The sequence below is a fragment of the Betaproteobacteria bacterium genome (assembly GCA_009377585.1).
In the GTDB taxonomy this organism is placed as follows: Bacteria; Pseudomonadota; Gammaproteobacteria; order Burkholderiales; family WYBJ01; genus WYBJ01.
Window position 1 is genome coordinate 46,696 of sequence record WHTS01000009.1, and the last position, 18,056, is coordinate 64,751.

At 66.1% G+C, this 18,056-nt stretch carries 15 protein-coding genes and 1 pseudogene; 12 read left to right on the top strand and 4 right to left on the bottom strand.

Annotation, left to right across the window (positions count from 1 at the left end; genetic code table 11):
* The first annotated feature begins 11 nt into the window (after positions 1–11).
* The 11 genes and pseudogenes from GEV05_05175 to GEV05_05225 all read left to right on the top strand — a co-directional run bounded on the left by GEV05_05175 (position 12) and on the right by GEV05_05225 (position 10,377).
* Positions 12–1,067, top strand: a complete 1,056-nt coding sequence (locus GEV05_05175; GenBank protein ID MPZ42793.1) for an AAA family ATPase — start codon at positions 12–14, stop codon at positions 1,065–1,067.
* Complete coding sequence (ybeY, locus tag GEV05_05180) at positions 1,021–1,503, top strand: rRNA maturation RNase YbeY (GenBank protein MPZ42794.1); 483 nt, start codon at positions 1,021–1,023, stop codon at positions 1,501–1,503. Before GEV05_05175 ends, ybeY begins: the two co-directional genes overlap by 47 nt.
* Complete coding sequence (locus tag GEV05_05185; protein MPZ42795.1) at positions 1,497–2,384, top strand: CBS domain-containing protein; 888 nt, start codon at positions 1,497–1,499, stop codon at positions 2,382–2,384. Before ybeY ends, GEV05_05185 begins: the two co-directional genes overlap by 7 nt.
* Positions 2,385–2,469: 85 nt before the next feature.
* Complete coding sequence (gene lnt / locus GEV05_05190) at positions 2,470–3,963, top strand: apolipoprotein N-acyltransferase (GenBank protein ID MPZ42796.1); 1,494 nt, start codon at positions 2,470–2,472, stop codon at positions 3,961–3,963.
* A 128-nt stretch (positions 3,964–4,091) separates the two neighbouring features.
* On the top strand, positions 4,092–4,991 hold the full coding sequence (gene glyQ / locus GEV05_05195; protein MPZ42797.1) for a glycine--tRNA ligase subunit alpha: 900 nt from the start codon (positions 4,092–4,094) through the stop codon (positions 4,989–4,991).
* The gene (locus tag GEV05_05200; protein ID MPZ42798.1) at positions 4,988–7,084 is read left to right on the top strand and encodes a glycine--tRNA ligase subunit beta; all 2,097 of its coding nucleotides are present in this window, start codon (positions 4,988–4,990) and stop codon (positions 7,082–7,084) included. The genes glyQ and GEV05_05200 overlap by 4 nt, the downstream gene beginning before the upstream one ends.
* Complete coding sequence (gene gmhB / locus GEV05_05205) at positions 7,081–7,614, top strand: D-glycero-beta-D-manno-heptose 1,7-bisphosphate 7-phosphatase (GenBank protein MPZ42799.1); 534 nt, start codon at positions 7,081–7,083, stop codon at positions 7,612–7,614. The genes GEV05_05200 and gmhB overlap by 4 nt, the downstream gene beginning before the upstream one ends.
* A gap of 55 nt (positions 7,615–7,669) precedes the next feature.
* Positions 7,670–8,470 (top strand): 1-acyl-sn-glycerol-3-phosphate acyltransferase, encoded by an 801-nt coding sequence (locus tag GEV05_05210; protein MPZ42800.1) that lies wholly within the window; start codon positions 7,670–7,672, stop codon positions 8,468–8,470.
* Between the two features lie 145 nt (positions 8,471–8,615).
* Entirely contained in the window at positions 8,616–8,771 is a 156-nt protein-coding gene (locus tag GEV05_05215) for a sugar transporter (GenBank protein ID MPZ42801.1), read from the top strand.
* On the top strand, positions 8,768–10,021 hold the full coding sequence (gene lysA, locus GEV05_05220) for a diaminopimelate decarboxylase (protein MPZ42802.1): 1,254 nt from the start codon (positions 8,768–8,770) through the stop codon (positions 10,019–10,021). The genes GEV05_05215 and lysA overlap by 4 nt, the downstream gene beginning before the upstream one ends.
* A gap of 293 nt (positions 10,022–10,314) precedes the next feature.
* A pseudogene (locus GEV05_05225) lies at positions 10,315–10,377 on the top strand (DNA-directed RNA polymerase subunit L).
* A gap of 162 nt (positions 10,378–10,539) precedes the next feature.
* On the opposite strand, the gene GEV05_05230 reads toward GEV05_05225, so the two are convergent.
* The 3 genes from GEV05_05230 to mgtE form a co-directional block, all read right to left on the bottom strand.
* Positions 10,540–11,169, bottom strand: a complete 630-nt coding sequence (locus GEV05_05230) for a sulfoxide reductase heme-binding subunit YedZ (GenBank protein ID MPZ42803.1) — start codon at positions 11,167–11,169, stop codon at positions 10,540–10,542.
* A gap of 20 nt (positions 11,170–11,189) precedes the next feature.
* Positions 11,190–12,137: a protein-methionine-sulfoxide reductase catalytic subunit MsrP gene (gene msrP, locus GEV05_05235; protein MPZ42804.1), complete on the bottom strand. Its 948-nt coding sequence runs from the start codon at positions 12,135–12,137 to the stop codon at positions 11,190–11,192.
* A 99-nt stretch (positions 12,138–12,236) separates the two neighbouring features.
* Positions 12,237–13,676, bottom strand: coding sequence for a magnesium transporter (gene mgtE / locus GEV05_05240; GenBank protein ID MPZ42805.1), 1,440 nt, complete (start codon positions 13,674–13,676; stop codon positions 12,237–12,239).
* A 342-nt stretch (positions 13,677–14,018) separates the two neighbouring features.
* Here mgtE and GEV05_05245 point away from each other — a divergent pair, with 342 nt between their 5' ends.
* Positions 14,019–16,475 (top strand): tetratricopeptide repeat protein, encoded by a 2,457-nt coding sequence (locus GEV05_05245; protein ID MPZ42806.1) that lies wholly within the window; start codon positions 14,019–14,021, stop codon positions 16,473–16,475.
* Between the two features lie 120 nt (positions 16,476–16,595).
* On the opposite strand, the gene GEV05_05250 is transcribed toward GEV05_05245, so the two are convergent.
* Positions 16,596–17,795, bottom strand: coding sequence for a porin (locus tag GEV05_05250; GenBank protein MPZ42807.1), 1,200 nt, complete (start codon positions 17,793–17,795; stop codon positions 16,596–16,598).
* Positions 17,796–18,056 lie beyond the last annotated feature (261 nt).

Genomic DNA, 18,056 nt, shown 5'->3' on the forward strand with positions numbered 1-18,056 from the left:
GGGCACGGCGCATGCGATTCCGCGTCCCGGCCGCGCGCTTGCTGGCCGCGGCGAAATGCCCGACAATCGTCACAACATTTTCTCCTGCTCGTTCGTCATTGAGAGCGAAGTCCGTCGAGATCAGCTTCACCCCCGTCGATAACCAGCGCCTTGCCAACCTGTGCGGCGCACTGGACGAAAATCTGCGATCGATCGAGTCGGCACTCGACATCTCCATCACCCGCCGTGGTGAACGCTTCCTGCTTTCCGGCGCACCCGAACGAACCGCGCAAGGCGCGCAGGCGCTCGAACGGCTGTATGCGCAAGCCGGAGAGCACGTGAGCCCGGATGACATCCAGCTGGGCCTGGTCGAAGTGCGCCAGCAAATGCCCGCGGCCGAGGCGAACGAGATCGCGCCCTTGCTCACGCGCAAGGGCGATCTGCGCGGGCGCACGCCTCGGCAGGTGCAGTACCTGCAGAACATCCAGACTTACGACATCACGTTCAGCATCGGGCCGGCCGGCACGGGCAAGACCTATCTTGCAGTCGCCTGCGCGGTCGACGCACTGGAGCGCGACCGCGTCAAGCGCATCGTGCTGGTGCGCCCCGCCGTGGAGGCGGGCGAGCGCCTGGGCTTTCTGCCCGGCGACATGGCGCAGAAGGTCGACCCCTATCTGCGCCCGCTCTACGACGCGCTGTACGACCTGATGGGCTTCGACAAGGTCGGGCGGCTGTTCGAGCGCAGCACGATCGAGATTGCACCGCTCGCGTTCATGCGCGGGCGCACGCTCAACCATTCCTTTATCATCCTCGACGAAGCGCAAAACACCACGCCCGAGCAGATGAAGATGTTCCTGACCCGCATGGGTTTCGGCACTAAGGCGGTGATCACCGGCGATGTTACCCAGATCGATCTCGCGCGCGGGCAGAAGAGCGGCCTGGTGGAGGCGCGCGAGGTGCTCGCGGATGTCAAGGGCATCGCGTTCACATTGTTCGAAAGCGTCGACGTCGTTCGTCATCCGCTGGTGCAGCGCATAGTCAATGCCTACGAAACGCACCGCCCGCACACCGACAAGCCGCAGGACTAGAAAGCTCGTGTTCACGCTCCAGCTCGCGTGCAAGGCAGCCGCAATCCCGTCGCGCCGGAAGCTGCGCGCGTGGGCCCAGGCCGCACTGGAGCGCGATGCACGCGTAACCTTGCGTATCGTGGACGGGCGCGAGGGACGGAGCCTCAACCAGCGCTTTCGCGGCCGCCGCTACGCTACCAACGTGCTCACCTTCGTCTACGACGACCGGCCGCGGCTCGCGGGCGATATCGCGCTATGCGCGCCCGTGGTCGAGCGCGAAGCGCGTGCGGGCGCAATCGCGCTGGAGGCGCATTACGCGCATCTGGTCGTCCACGGCATGCTGCACCTGCAGGGGCACGATCACATCGCCAGCCGCGATGCGGCGGCCATGGAAGCACGCGAGAGCGCGATACTGAAACGATTGGGCTATCCCGATCCGTATCGTCCCGCATGCTGATCGGGTTCGCAGCCGCAACGACAAAGCCCATGGCGACTTCACCGAGACACAGTCTTCTCGACCGCCTGGGCGCATTGCTGATGCGCGAGCCGGGCGATCGCCAGCAGCTCGTATCGCTGCTGCACTCGTCGTTTCAGCGCAATCTGCTCGACGCCGACGCGCTGTCGATGATCGAGGGCGTGCTGCAGGTCTCCGAGCTGCAGGCGCGCGACATCATGGTGCCGCGCTCGCAGATGGAAGTGATCGACGTCAAGGAATCCCCCGATCGCTTCATCCCGCTGGTGATCCAAAGCGGCCACTCGCGCTTTCCGGTGATCAACGAGAACAAGGACGACGTGATCGGCATCCTGCTCGCCAAGGACCTGCTGCGCTACTACGCCGGCGAGGAGGAGTTCAACGTCCGCGACATGCTGCGCCCGGCCGTGTTCATTCCCGAATCGAAGCGGTTGAACGTGCTGCTGAAGGAGTTTCGCGCCAATCGCAATCACATGGCGATGGTCGTGGATGAGTACGGTGGCGTGGCGGGACTGCTCACGATCGAGGACGTGCTGGAGCAGATCGTGGGCGAGATCGAGGACGAGCACGACTACGACGAAGCCGACGACAACATGGTGCAGGACAAGCCCGGACAGTACCGGGTCAAGGCCCTGACCGAGATCCGCGACTTCAACGCCGCGCTGGGCTGCCACTTCGACGACGAGGACTTCGATACCGTGGGCGGATTGGTCATCAACCGCTTCGGCCGGCTGCCCAAGCGCGGCGAATCGATCCGCATCGACAACCTGCTGTTCAACGTCCTGCGCGCCGACAGCCGGCGGCTGCATCTGCTGGAAGTGGAACGCCTTCCGGACGACCCGGGCGCCGAGGATGCACGCGAGTAGCTCCGGCGCCCTCGCGGCTCCCAGGCGGAGTGCGCGCTGCAAGCGCGCGGCGGCGCCGTCCGCGGATTTCGCCGGCGCCTGATCGATGGCAGCGGTGCGCTGGAAACCGCTTGCCGCGGCGTTCGCTCTCGGCCTGGGCACGGTCGGCGGATTCGCGCCGTTCGAGATTTTCCTGCTGCCGGTCGTCACGCTCGCATGGCTGTTGCGCCTTGCCGAGCGGGCGGCCGCGCCGGGCGCCGCCTTCAAGCTCGGCTTTGCCTTCGGGCTCGGCTTCTTTCTTGCGGGCGTGTCGTGGGTCTATGTGAGCCTGCACGACTTCGGCGCGATGCCCGCGCCGCTCGCCGCAGGCGTCACGCTATTGTTCTGCGCGTACCTGGCGCTCTACCCGGCGCTTGCCTCGAGCGTCGCCGTCCGCACCCGCTCCGATTGGCTGCGACGCTGTGTCGTGTTCCCGGGCGCGTGGGTCCTCACCGAGTGGGTCCGCGGCTGGCTCTTCACGGGCTTTCCCTGGCTCGGCATCGGCTACTCTCAGGCCGCCGAGAGTCCACTGGTCGGCATAGCGCCGGTGCTGGGCGTACACGGTGTCGGCCTCGCGCTCGTCGCCAGCGCCGGTCTCGCGCTGCATGTGTTCGCGGACGGCTGGCGCAATCCCGACTGGCGACCGCTCGCCGTGACTGCGCTGCTGTGGGTTGTTGCCGCCGGGCTCAAGGCGAATACCTGGACCGAACCGGCCGGCGAACCCGTGCGGGTGAGCCTGCTGCAGGGCAACGTCGCCCAAAGCATCAAATGGCGCCCGGAGCAGGTCGCCGTGACGCTGCGCTTGTACCAGCGCATGATCCTCGCGTCCTCGGCGCAGCTCATCATCCTGCCCGAAACCGCGCTGCCGATGTTCCTGCGGGATGTGCCGCAAGAATTCCTGCAAGCGGTGGACGCGCATGCGAAGGCCCATGGCGCCGACGTGCTCTTCGGCCTGCCGGAGCGCGGCGACGGTGGCTACTACAACAGTGTCGTGAGCATCGGCGCCTCGCCCTCGCAGGTGTACCGCAAGTCGCACCTGGTGCCGTTCGGAGAGTTCATCCCGTTGCGGCCGCTGCTCGCGCCGGTGGTGGAGGCGATGGCCATCCCGCTCACCGATTTTTCTCGCGGCACGCCGACCCAGCGTCCGCTTGCGGTCGCGGGCCAGCGCGTGGCGGTGAACATCTGCTACGAGGACGTGTTCGGCGAGGAAATCATCCGCCAGTTGCCCGAGGCGACACTGCTCGTCAACGTGAGCAACGTTGCCTGGTTCGGCGATTCGATCGCGCCCAGGCAGCACCTGCAGATCGCACAGATGCGAGCGATCGAAACCGGCCGTCCTATGCTGCGCGCTACCAACACCGGCATGACGGCAGTGGTGGCGCCAACAGGGCGCGTGACCCACGTGGCGTTAACGTTTCGCAACGCAACCGTGGAGGCCGAGGTGCGGGGACACACGGGTGCGACGCCTTACGTTCGCTTCGGCAATGCGCCGGCGTTGGGCCTTGCCGCCGTGTTCCTGCTCGCCGGATTCGTGCGCAAACCCAGGCGAGTGCGCGATTGAACGCCTTGCACAACCGCGGCGTTTTTCTACAGCTTCGTTAGGCCGCAGCCGCGGCGAACCCGGTAGAATTCGGCTCTTCTTTGCAAGTGTGCCGCTTCCGCCAGCACGACGCCCGCAATCGCCTGCTCATGTCCGATCGATTCGACACGCCGAGCTTCCAGCAGATCATCCTCAGCCTGCAGCAGTACTGGGATGCACAAGGCTGCGCGCTGCTGCAGCCCTACGACATGGAGGTCGGCGCGGGCACCTTCCATACCGCGACCTTTCTGCGCGCTATCGGGCCCGAGCCCTGGAATGCCGCCTACGTGCAGCCCTCGCGCCGGCCGAAGGACGGGCGCTACGGCGAGAATCCCAACCGCCTGCAACACTATTACCAGTACCAGGTCATCATGAAGCCGTCGCCGGCGGCCTTTCAGGATCTCTATCTCGGCTCGCTGGCGGCGCTGGGGGTCGATCTCGGCCGCAACGACGTCCGCTTCGTCGAGGACGATTGGGAATCGCCCACGCTCGGCGCCTGGGGGCTGGGCTGGGAAGTATGGCTGAACGGGATGGAAGTCACGCAGTTCACGTACTTCCAGGAGGTGGGCGGGCTCGTCTGCCATCCGGTTTCCGGCGAGATCACCTACGGCTTGGAGCGCCTTGCGATGTACCTGCAAGGCAAGGACAGCGTCTACGACCTGGTATGGACGCCGGGCGTGAGCTACGGCGATGTGTACCACCAGAACGAGATCGAGCAGTCGCGTTACAACTTCGAACTGGCGGACGCCGACTGGCTCTTCCGGCAGTTCGCCGACTACGAAGCGCAGGCCATGCGCCTGCTCGAGCAGGGGCTGCCGCTCCCCGGTTACGAGCTGGTCATGAAGTGTTCGCATACCTTCAACCTGCTCGACGCTCGTGGCGCCATTTCGGTGACCGAGCGCGCCGCCTATATCGCCCGGGTGCGCGCACTCGCACGGGCGGTCGCGAAGAGCTACTACGAGGCGCGGGAGCGGCTGGGGTTTCCGATGCTGACGGCCGATAAGCGATGACCACCGAAGCCCTGCTGGTCGAGCTGTTGTGCGAAGAGCTGCCGCCGAAGGCGCTGCGCCGGCTCTCGGAAGCGCTTGCCGAGCAACTGCGGGTCGGGTTGCAGGCGGCCGGCTTTGTTGCGCCCGATGCCGCGGAGCCGGTTGTGTTCGCCACGCCGCGGCGCCTCGCCGTACGCTACCCGCAGGTCCGCGGCCGGCAGGAGGACCGGGAGGTCGTGCGCAAGGGACCCTCGGTGCAGGCCGCGCACGATGCCGCCGGCAAACCCACGGCCGCGCTGGCGGGATTCGCGCGCTCCTGCGGCGTGGCGGTCGAGGCGCTGGAGCACGTCCAGGATGGCAAGGCCGAATACTGGGCGTTTCGCTCCCGGCGGGCGGGCGAATCACTCGACGCGCACTTACCGGCGCTGCTCGCGGAGGCGCTGAAGAAGCTGCCGATCCCCAAGCTGATGCGCTGGGGCGCGGGCGAGGCGCAGTTCGTTCGTCCCGTGCACGGCCTGGTGCTGCTGCACGGCAGCCGCGTCGTTCCCGGCCAGGTGCTCGACATCGCAGCCGGCAACACCACCCGGGGTCATCGCTTCCAGGGCCGGCGCGATATCGTGCTCGCGCATGCGAACGACTACGAGCAGCGGCTGCGCGAGGACGGCAAGGTGATCGCGAGCTTTGCCGAGCGGCGCGCCGAGATCGCATCCCAGATCACAGCCCGGGCGCAAGAGCTCGATGCGGTGCTAGCCGATCCGGAGAGCCTGCTCGACGAAGTGACCGCGCTGGTGGAGCATCCCAGCGTCTACGTCGGTCGCTTCGAGGCCGAATTCCTGCAGGTGCCGCACGAGTGCCTGATGCTGACGATGCGTCAGAACCAGAAGTACTTTCCGCTTCTCGACCCTAGCGGCAACCTGCTCAACGCCTTCCTGATCGTCGCCAACATGCGTCTCGACGACGCCGTCGCCATCGTGGATGGCAATCAGCGGGTGGTGCGGCCGCGGCTCGCCGACGCGCGCTTCTTCTACGAGCAGGACCGCAAGGTCCCGCTCGAACAGCGCCTGCCCGAGCTCGAGCGCATGGTGTATCACAACAAGCTCGGCTCGCAGCGCGAGCGGGTGGAGCGGCTGCGCTCGGCTGCCGGACGCATCGCCTCGCGCCTGGGCGTCGATCCCATGGTCGTGGACCGCGCCGCGCTCCTGTGCAAGGCGGACCTCGCGACCGGCATGGTGGGCGAGTTTCCCGAACTGCAGGGCATCATGGGGCGCTACTACGCGATCCACGCAGGCGACTCGCCCGAAGTCGGCCAGGCGATCGAGCAGCATTACCGGCCGCGCTTCGCAGCGGACGCCTTGCCGGCGCGAGGTGCACCCGCCGTCCTGGCACTCGCAGACAAGCTCGACATCCTGGTCGGGATCTACGGCATCGGACTCGTCCCGAGCGGCGATCGCGATCCGTTTGCGCTGCGCCGCCATGCCCTGGGGCTGCTGCGCATCCTGATCGAATACGACCTGCCGCTCGCGCTCTACGATCTGCTCGCGCTCGCGCGCGAGGGCTTCCAGCACGCAGTGGCGCTCGACCAAAACGTCGTGTCCGATCTGGTCGGATTCGTTCTCGATCGCTCGGTGGGCTACCTCAACGAGCGCGGCTATGCGCCCGAGGAGATCGAGTCGGTGCTGGATCTCTATCGCACCCATAACCTGCCGTTGAATCAGCTGTTGCCGCGGCTCGATGCGATCCGCCGCTTCCGCGCGCTGCCCGAGTCGGCGAGCCTGATCGAAGCGAACAAGCGCTCGCGCAACATCGTGGCGAAGGAGAAAGTCGTGGAGCTCGGTCAGGGCGTATCGGAAGCGCTGCTGCAAGAGCCGGCCGAAAAGGCGCTCTACGCGGCCCTGACGCGAATGAAGCCCGACGTCGAGTCGCAGGTTGAACGGCGCGAGTTCGCCGCGGCATTGAGCGCGCTCGCCCATTTGCGCGACCCGGTGGACCGGTTCTTCACCGATGTGCGCGTGGTGGTGCCCGATTCGGCGCTGCGCAACAACCGGTTTGCGCTCTTGAACGCGCTCAACCATCTGCTCAATTGCGTGGCCAACATCTCCAGGTTGCCGGCATGAAGCTGATCGTTCTGGACCGTGACGGGGTCATCAATTTAGACAGCGACCGCTTCATCAAGACCCCGGAGGAGTGGCGTGCGATACCGGGGAGCCCGGAAGCAATTGCAATGCTCAACCAGCGCGGCTACCGGGTCGTGGTCGCAACCAATCAGTCCGGTATCGGCCGCGGACTGCTCGACATGGCGGCTTTCAACGCCATCAACGACAAGATGACCCGTACCCTGGCGCAGGTCGGCGGCCGCATCGACGCCGTGTTCTACTGCCCGCACGCGGCCGACGCCCACTGCGACTGCCGCAAGCCCAAGGCCGGGATGCTGCGCGAGATTGGCCGGCGCTTCAATTCGGATCTGAAGGACGTACCTGCGGTCGGCGATGCGCTGCGTGACCTGCAGGCCGCGCACGAAGTCGGAGCAGCTCCGGTCCTGGTCACGACCGGCAAGGGCAGGATCACGCTCAAGGAAGGCGACCTGCCGCCGCATACGCAGGTGTTCGACGACCTGGCCGACTTCGCCCGGCACCTGGCCGGCTGAAGCAAGCGGAGTCTCTTTGGCCCGCATGCAGCCCGATCTCAAGCCGCGTGCACCGATGCGCTCGCCGGACGTGAGCGCAGCGCATGATCCGTCCGCCGAGCGCACGATCCCGCTGCAGCAGCGACCGAGGCTCGGCGTAATCGTGCGCTCCACCCTGTTCGCCGTGCTCGTGGTGCTCATCACGCCGCCCTACGCCTTGGCATCGTGGCTGGTGCTGCCGCTACCGGCGCACATACGCTATCGCATCGTCACCTCCTGGTCGCATGTCGTCATCGCCCTCGCCCGCGCTGTGTGCGGCATCCGCTATCGAATACAGGGTCGTGTTCCCCAGGACGGGCCGTACATCGTGCTCTCGAAACATCAGTCGGCCTGGGAGACGCTCGCATTCCAGGTGCTGCTGCCGCCGCAAGTGCTGGTGTTGAAGCGGGGCTTGCTGTGGATTCCGTTTTTCGGCTGGGGGCTGGCAACGCTCTCACCGATCACGGTAAAGCGCGCGGCGCCGAGCCAGACGCTGCGCCGGTTGCTGGAGCAAGGCAAGGATCGCCTCGCCCAGGGCTTCTGGATCGTGATCTTTCCCGAAGGAACGCGTGTTGCGCCCGGCAGCCGCACGTCGTTCCAGGCCGGAGGCGCGTGGCTCGCATGCCGTACCCGCGTCGCCGTGGTTCCGGTCGCGCACAATGCCGGGGAGTTGTGGCCCAAGAACGGCTTCATCAAGTATCCGGGGACGGTCACGGTGAGCATCGGGGAACCGATCGCATGCGAGGGCGTGAAGGCCGACGCGCTGAATCGGAACGTGGCAGACTGGATCGAACGCGAGATGGCGCGCATCACCGGTAGCGCGGCCTCGCAGCGCTGACGCGGCGGGTACCGACACGGCGCGTCGTTTGCGGCCACGTATTGCCTCACGTAAAAACCTGAGTAAACGCTGATTCAGGCCATGGTTTCGCGGCCGAAAGCGCTGCTATAGTCAACCCACAATCGACCGACGAAAGACCCCGCAGATGCGACGCATCGTGTTGAGCCTGATCGTGGCCGCCTGCCTGTGCGGCTGCGGCTTGAAAGGCCCGCTTTACCTGCCCACGGACAAGCCGGCGCAGAAGCAGCCGGCGAAACCCGTGCCGCCCGCACCGGCGACCGAACCGGGCAGATCCTCGTGACGCTGCTCACCGACCGGCAAGGCGAGCACGCGGTCGAAGGCGTCGCGCTCGACACGATCGCGCAGCGATTCGGCACGCCCTGCTACGTGTACTCGAAGGCCGCGCTGGTGGACGCGTTCGACCAGTACCGGCGCGCGTTCGGCGCTCGCGACCATCGCATCCTGTACGCGGTGAAGGCCAACTCGAATCTCGCCATCCTCAAGCTCTTCAACGACCTGGGCAGCGGCTTCGATATCGTTTCCGGCGGCGAGCTCGCGCGCGTGCTGGCAACCGGGGCGGATCCGTCGCGGATCGTGTTCTCGGGCGTCGGCAAGAGCCGCGCCGGGATCGAGCAGGCGCTGGCCGCGCGCATCCACTGCTTCAACGTCGAGTCCGAGGCCGAGCTCGATCGCCTGTCGCAGCTCGCCGCCGGCTGCGGCTGCAGCGCCAACGTGAGCCTGCGCGTGAACCCCGACGTGGACGCGCGCACCCATCCGTACATCTCCACCGGCCTGCGGCAGGACAAGTTCGGCATCCCGCACGAACAGGCTCTCGCGCTCTATCGCAAGGCAAGCCGGTTGCCGGGGTTGCATATCGCGGGCATCGATTGCCACATCGGCTCGCAGCTCACGACGGCCGCCCCGTTCGCGGCCGCGCTGGAGCGGGTGCTCGCGCTCGCCGATGCGCTGCGCTCGGAAGGCATCGCCATCGAGCACCTCGACGTGGGCGGCGGGCTCGGAATCCGCTATCGACCCGAGGACGACCCGCCCAGCATCGAGCAGTATGTGCACGCGCTGACTGCACGGCTGGGAGAGCGGCGCCTGCGCATCATGGTCGAGCCGGGCCGCTCCATGGTGGGCAACGCGGGCCTCCTGCTCACCCGCGTCGAGTACCTGAAGGTAACGCCGGAGCGCTGCTTCGCGGTCGTGGATGCGGCGATGAACGATCTGATCCGCCCTGCGCTCTACGATGCCTGGCACGAGATCCGTCCGCTCAACCGCCGCAGCTCCGAGGCGGCGCGGCTGTGCCAGGTGGTCGGCCCGGTCTGCGAGAGCGGAGACTTCATCGGCCGCGATCGCATGCTCTCGGTGGAGGCGGACGATCTGATCGCCGTGCTCTCGGCCGGCGCCTACGGCATGAGCATGAGCTCGAACTACAACTCGCGCCCGCGCGCTGCCGAGGTGATCGTCGACGGCGATCGCGTCCATCTCGTTCGCGCCCGCGAGAGCATCGCCGAGCTGTACGCGCGCGAATCGTTTCTTCCCGATTGAGTGAGCGACGGCGCGCGCGTCGCATGCTCTAGCCGCGGCACGCGTGCGCATCGCATTCGCTGCGAGGCGACTGTCGCATCGATGACGCGCAGCGCGATGCGCGCGCAAAAAACTTGACGAGGCTGTTGTATTTTGATCTAAATCTGGCATAGAATGCGCTCACCAAGCATCCATCCTCTCGTCATGAGTGGATACAACGACGAAGCGATGCATGCAAAGTCGAATGGAAAGCTTGGCGGTGCGGGTCACGAGCTCGTACTGAACAGCAACCTCGTAAGGAGATGAGAATGGCCAAGAAGCCAGCGAAGAAGGCAGCGAAGAAGCCTGCGAAGAAAGCAGCCAAGAAGAAAGTGTAAAGAAAAGGCGGGAGCAAGACTCCCGCTAGCAGCATAAGGCGGTGAGCATTCGTGCTCCCGCCTTTTTTGCTTCTGGGGCCGCTCTACAACGTCACCCGCCCGTTGCGAATTCTCGCAAAGCACAGTCATCGACGACGCGCTGTGTGCCCGCTCTTGCTCTCTTCATGCCGCACCGCGCTTCGCTTCCCGCCCTCGAGCCGCGCCGATCCAGTATCCCACCCGCAGCAGCAGCAATACGGCGAGCAGCAGCGCATAGATGAGCGGCTGGGTCACGTCGCGCTTCACCAGCCACCAGTAGTGAACGACCCCGGCGACGCTCACCGCGTAGACCAGCCGGTGCAGACGCTGCCAGCGCGCCGCCCCCAGGCGCCGCACCATGGCATGGGTCGAGGTGAGCGCCAGCGGCAGCATCAGCACGAAGGCGGTGAAGCCCATGGTGATGAACGGGCGCTTCACGATATCGCGCGCGATCGCGACCGGATCGAAGAACTGGTCGAGCCAGACATAAGTCGTGAGGTGCAGGCAGCCGTAGAAGAAGGCATAGAGGCCCAGCATCCGGCGCAGCCGCAGCAGCCACGCCCAGCCGAGCGCGCGGCGTAGCGGCGTCACCGCGAGCGTGATCAGAAGGAAAACGAGCGTCCACGTGCCGGTGGAGCGGGTGATGAACTCGATCGGGTTCGCCGTCAGGCCGTCGCTCGAGCCAAGCACCACGAGCCGCGCGAGCGGCGCCAGGCAGAGCAGGAAGACGCCCGCGCGGATGCGCCGGAACGTCACGTTTTCGATGTGGCGCAAGGACGCCGGCCGCTGGGCGATCAATAGAGCTTCTTCAGGTCCATTGCGCTGTAGAGGCTCGCGACTTGCTCGGCGTAGCCGTTGAAGGGCAAGGTCGGGCGCTTGAAGAACTCGCCGATGCGGCGCTCGCGCGCCTGGCTCCAGCGTGGATGGTCGACGTTCGGGTTCACGTTGGAGTAGAAGCCGTACTCGTGCGCGGCCGACTTTTGCCACGAGTTGACCGGCTCTTTGTCGACGAAGCGGATCTTGACGATCGACTTCGCGCTCTTGAAGCCGTACTTCCACGGCACCACCATGCGCACCGGCGCGCCGTTCTGGTTCGGCAGCACCTGCCCGTACAAGCCGAAGGTGAGCAAGGTGAGCGGATGCATCGCCTCGTCCATGCGCAGCCCCTCGACGTAGGGCCATTCCAGCACCGGCAGGCGCTGGCCGGGCATCTGCGAGACATCGAGCAGCGTGACGAACTCGACGAACTTGGCGTTGCCGGTCGGCTCGACCTTCCTGATCAGCTCGGCCAGCGGATAGCCGACCCAGGGGATCACCATCGACCAGGCTTCGACGCAGCGCAGCCGGTAGATGCGCTCCTCCAGCGGCGCCAGTTGCAGCAACTCCTCGATGCCGAAGGTGCGCGGCCGCTTGACCGCGCCCTCGATCGCCACCGTCCATGGGCGCGTGCGCAGGCTTTGCGATCGCTGCACCGGGGAGGTCTTGTCGGTGCCGAATTCGTAGAAGTTGATGTAGGTGCTGATCTCCTTGAAGGTATTGAGCGTCTCCTCGGTGGAGTACGCACTCTTGCGCAAACCGGCGAACTTCGCGCCCGTCTGCGCCGCCGATTCGGAGATCCAGGCCGGCAAAGCGGCCGAGGCAAGGGCGCCGGCGCAGCCGCGGATGAAGCGCCGGCGCTGCGCGTAAACGCTTTGCGGCGTGATCTCCGAGGGCCGGATAGCGTTCGGTTTCAGCACGGTCATGGTGAGCTCCGCCGGAGGCGACGATCGAACAGGTGGGACATGTGGCCCGTGCCACGGCATCGCCGTGCCTCGGGTGCGAAGCGTGGGGTCGGCATGCGTCTACACCAGGAACACGGTCGCCAATCCCAGAAAGATGAAAAATCCGCTGCTGTCCGTGATCGCGGTGATCATCACGCTCGACCCGATCGCCGGATCGCGTCCCAGCTTGTGCATGGTCATCGGGATGGCAAATCCCATGACGGCGGCAAGCATCATGTTGAGCAGCATCGCACCCATCATCACCAGACCGAGCTGCCAGTTATGGTAGATCACGAAGGCGAACAAGCCCACCACGGCACCCCAGATCAAACCGTTCACCAGCGCGACCAGGAACTCCTTCACCAGCAGCGCCCGGGCGTTGTCGCTGGTCACCTGGCCCAGCGCCAATCCGCGCACGATCATCGTGATCGTCTGGTTGCCCGAATTGCCGCCGATGCCGGCGATGATCGGCATCAGCGCCGCCAGGGCCACCAGCTTTTCGATCGAGCCTTCGAACACACCGATCACGCGCGAAGCGACGAAGGCTGTCACGAGGTTCACGGCGAGCCACGTCCAGCGGTTGCGCAGGCTCGCCCACACCGGGGCGAACAGATCCTCGTCCTCGCGCAAGCCGCCCGCCGACAGCATCTCGCTTTCGCTGCGGCTGCGGATGAAATCGACCACCGCATCGACCGTCACGCGCGCCAGCAGCTTGCCCGCGCGGTCGACCACCGCGGCGGAGACGAGGTCGTAACGCTCGAAGGCGAGCGCGGCTTCCCGCGCATCCTGCTCCGGGCGCAGCGTCACCATGTCCTCGGTCGACATGATGTCGCCGACAAGGGTGTCCGGAGCGCTCACCAATAGTCGATTCACCGGCAGGAAACCTTTAAGGCGCTCGGCCCGATCGACGATGAACAGCTGGTCGGTGTGGTCCGGGAGCTCCTCGTGCCGGCGCAGGTAGCGCAGGACGACTTCGACCGTCACGTCGTCGCGCACGCCGATCATGTCGAAGTCCATGAGCGCGCCGACCGACTCCTCGGGGTAGGACAGCGCCGCGCGCAGCTGCTCGCGCTCCTCCACCGACAGGGACCGGAGCACATCGTCCATGACCTCCGGCGGAAGATCCGGTGCGAGGTCGGCGATCTCGTCGGCATCGAGCTGTCCGGTCGCGGCGATCAGCTCGTCGGTCTCCATGTGCGCGATCAGCGACTCGCGCACGGCGTCGGAGACTTCCAGCAGGATCTCGCCGTCGCGATCCTGACGGACCAGGTCCCAGGCGATCAGGCGCTGATCGAGCGGCAGCGCTTCGAGGATGTGGGCGACATCCGCCGGGTGCATCTCCTCCAGCGTCGCCTGCAACTCGGCAAGACTCTCCCCCGCCGCACGCGCGGCAGCGGCCGCCACCGGCCCTTCGTCGGACTCGCGAGCGAGCTCGTCCGCAGCCTCGTGACCGCGCAGAAGCTCGATGACCTGCTGCAGGTTCTCCTGCAGGCGCGGGCGCTTTTCCTCGACTTCGGGCATGACTGACTGACTCGTTGCGCCCTGGCGCGGCCGGGATGGAACTCGGTTCGGCGCTTGCTCGTCGCGCGGACGCGAGGCGCGCCCCGTTTACCGGCGCAAGCTGCTGCGCCAGCGCGAGCCGCGAGCGATCGGGAGGGCGAAGCGACCGCCGCCGCTCGCGGATTGTAGGAGCCCCGTCGAGCCCGGGCAACAATCGACCCGGGCTTACCATCGGTGCTCTCTTACCGCCGGCATCGATGACGCGCCAACGCGAACGAACGTTCCATCGCGGCAGCGTTGGCAGCTCGCGAGCCGCGGCAAGCGGTTGCTATATCATCCGGGCAACACGCGATCGGCTGCACGATGTCCACTGTATTGTTTCGCCAGCTGCGGCAAGCCGAAAAGTGCTTGCACACCGGGGACGCGGCCGCTGCGGCTGCGTTGTGCGAGCAGGTTCTGCGCAAGGCGCCGCGCAATCCGGAGGCGCTGTACCTGCTCGGTACCGCGCAGCTTTCGCAGCATCGCGCCGCCGAGGCGATTGCAACGCTAGAGCGCGCACTGTCGGTCGATCCAGAAAGCGGCGCCGCGCTGGAGACGCTCGGCCTCGCGCATCTGCTCCTCGGCCGGTATGCCGAGGCGGAAGCGGTACTGGCGAAAGCGGCTCGATTGGCGGGAGCGCCTGCGACGGTGTTCATGCGCCTCGGTATCGCCATGCTCGAGCAGAGTCGGCCCGGCGATGCCTTGGCCCCGTTGCGCCGCGCGGTCGCGATCGCGCCGCAGGACGCCGATGCGCGAGTGAACCTGGGTCGCGCGCTGGCCGATACGGGCGAGCGCGCGGCCGCCCGCGAATGCTTCCAGGCCGCCATGCAGCTTGCCCCGGCGAGCGCTGAAGCGGAGTTCAATCTCGGCGTCCTCGCCTTGCGAGACGAGGACTGGACGGCGGCTCGGCGATGGTTCGAGCAGGCGCTCGCCAAGTCGCCTCGATTCGTCGACGCGATGGTGAATCTGGGTATCGTTCTGCAGAAGCAATTCGCTTTGGACGAGGCGGCCGAGCGCCTGGCGCGAGCGATCGCACTGGACCCGGCTCACGCCAACGCGATGAGCGAGCTCGCGCATACCCTCGCGTTGCAAGGCCTGAGCGAGAGAGCGCGAGCGCATTACCTCGCGGCATTGAGGATCGCGCCGGACCTGGTTGCCGCCCACGAGGGCCTGGCGTCGGTCTGTCTCGCCATGGGCCGCCTGGACGAAGCGATCGAGCACCTGCAGGCCGTGTTGCAAGTCGAGCCCGGCAATGCGAACGCACATTGCGCGCTGGCCGGCAGCCTGTTCGAGCGCGGCGATCTCGACCAAGCGCAGGCCGCTGCCCGGCGTGCGATCGAGCTGAACGGCGACATCGCCGAGGCGTACACCACGGCTGCGAACGTGGCGCTCGTGCGCAGTCGCCTGGACGAGTCGATCGGCGTGCTCGAGCGCGGTTATGCGCGCACCCGGAATAGCGATCTGTTGGGCATGCTGACTTACCTCTTGCGGCATGCGTGCGACTGGGGCCGATGGACGGCGGCGTGGGACGAAACCAAGGCGGCCATCGACCGTGGCGAGCTCGCGGGCCGGCCGTTCTGGCTTTTGTGCGAGCCGCTAGAGGCGCAGGAGCAATTCGACTACGTCACGCGCTGGGCGGCAGCGCGCTTCGGGCCGATCACGCGTCGCACTTCGGCAGCACCCGCCCCGCCACGCCGCGATCGTCTGCGCATCGGCTATCTCTCCTCGGATTTGCAGGAGCACGCCACCGCCTACCTGATCGCGGAAGTGCTCGAGCAGCACGAACGGCAGCGCTTCGAGATATTCGCCTACTCGTACGGGCCCGCCGACGCGAGCCCGATGCGAAGGCGGCTGCAGGGCGCGTGCGAGCATTTCATCGACATCGCGCGCGAGCCCGACGACGTGGCGGCGCAGCGCCTGCGCGACGATGCGCTCGACATCCTGGTCGATCTCAAGGGCTACACCGTGGGCGATCGCCTCACGATCCTGGCGCGCCGGCCGTGCAGGGTGCAACTCACCTGGTTGGGATACCCCGGCACGACCGGCGCGTCGTTCATCGATGGCGTGATCGCCGATGCTTTCGTCATACCGCCAGAGAGCGAGCGCGGCTACTCGGAGCGCGTCCTGCGTCTGCCATATTGCTATCAGCCGAACGATCGCAAGCGCGCGGTCGAGGAACCGCGATCGCGGCGCGACTATGGGTTGCCGGATGCCGGATTCGTCTTCTGCTGCTTCAATCAGACCTACAAGATCACGCCCGAAGTGTTCGCGGTCTGGATGCGGCTGCTTCGCGCCGTTCCCGGGGGCGTGCTGTGGCTGCTCGAAAGCTACCCGCAGGCAAAGCGCAATCTATCCGAGCTCGCGCAGGCCAGCGGCGTCGAAGTCGAACGCCTGGTATTCGCGCCGAAGCTGCCGAATGCCGAGCATCTGGCGCGTTACCGCGTTGCCGAGCTCGCTCTCGATACCTTTCCCTATACATCGCACACCACCTTGAGCGACGCGTTGTGGTGCGGCTGCCCTGCCGTGGGCTTGTGCGGCGAGACCTTTGCCTCGCGCGTATCCGGCAGCCTGCTTACGAGCGCCGGGTTGGCGGACCTGATCACACGCGATCTCGCCGGGTACGAGCGCCTCGCCAGGCGCTTTGCCACCGAGGCCGCGTTTGCCGAATCGGTCCGTAGCCGGGTAGCGCAGGCGCAAGATGCATCGGCGCTATTCGACTCCACCGGCTTCACCCGGGCTTTGGAGGCGCTTTACTCGAATCTGGCGAACGAACGCCCGTAGGGGGCCAACGCTACGCGTGCGCAGGGATGCACGGCAGACCGATCGAGGCCCGATGGCCCGGACGCGCGGAAAAACGGGCGCTCGCTGGCGCCCGTCCAAACGAATGCAGTTCGGCTTCGGTTAGAAATTGTGCTTTACGAGGAATGCCCAGCCGTCCGTGTTCTCGCCGTCGTCGAGCAGGTTCGCGGTATTTCCGACCCGGTATGTGTTGGTGTTCGAGTCGTTGTCGACCCGGACGTAGCCAAGCCTCACGGTCGTTCGTTTGGAGAAGGCGTACGTGTAACCGAGCGACCAGGCATCGCCGCCGGTGTCGCCGCCGCTTGCGGCAACCGAGCCGTTCGACGTTCCGCCGACCCCGATCGGGCTGTTGCCCTTCGAATCGCCAATACTCGCGTACTGTACCGATAGCATATGCGGGCCTCCAACCCTCCAGTCCGCACCGATCGTCCAGCTCTTCTTCTTCAACTCTATCCCAGGACCGGTTTCGTACTTGGAATCCAGATAGGTAGCGCCGACGCGAACCGGGCCGAAGCGATAGCCCACGGAGGCACCCCACGCCCGGTCGTCCAGATCCTGTGTCCCTGCGGGCGTCTGGCCAAAACCTACTTCGTTGTGTCTCTCGTAGGCCAGACCGATTCCGAGGGGGCCGTTGACATAAGTGCCTGCAAGCGACCACAGGCGCGCCTGTTGATTATTCGGATCGACATTGTCGTTGGCGGTGGAAGTCCGGTTGGCCCCGGTAACCGCACCCATCACCTGGAAGCCGCCGAACTTCGGGGTTTCGTACGTCATCAAATTGGATTCACGCCGCTTCCAGCGATGGCGCGTCAAGCTGTTGACGCCTACATCGGAAATATCCGTGCCGCCCGCGCCGCCGAACGGCAGAAAGGACATGCCCAGGATACCGGTTGCCTCCGCACCGACGGTCCCCAAGCCTAGCGCGCGCTTCATGGGGGTATCCCACTTGCCGGCGAAGACGTTGCCGAACCCGCCGCGGAAGCCGACCGCGCTGTTGCGGGTACAGATGCTGGAGGTGTCGAAACCGGTGATGTCGGCCGAGCTTTCGCACTGGAACCAGGCCGACAGGCCACCACCGAGTTGCTCGACGCCCTTGAAGCCGATCGCGCTGCCGCCCGGCCCATCGGAGAAGTCGAGGTCCGGCCGGTCGGGCCCTTGATCGGCACGGCCCCACTCATAGGTCATCCGACCGTAGATCTGCACCGTGCTCTGTGCGAACGCGATGGCTGGCGCGGCGAGCGCTCCGGCGACCGCCACCGCCAATAATCTCTTCTCCATTCCAAGTCTCCTTATCAGGTTCATGACGCCAGGGCCGGTCGCACCATCCGATTGCGACAATCCCGATACCCCCCGATCTGGCGAGGTTCGAACGCAGTGTGCAGGAGACGATCGCGCCGGAGCAATAGCGCGCCTTGTCTTTGTGCAACCCAGTCTAACGTAATGTTGCGGGTTCGCAACAACGCATGGCCGACAGGTCCCCTCGGGGCCTGCCGAACCGATCAGGAGAAGACCTGGAGAAGGTCTTACCCGCTGCTACACGAGGACGGTGTCCCCGTCCTCGTG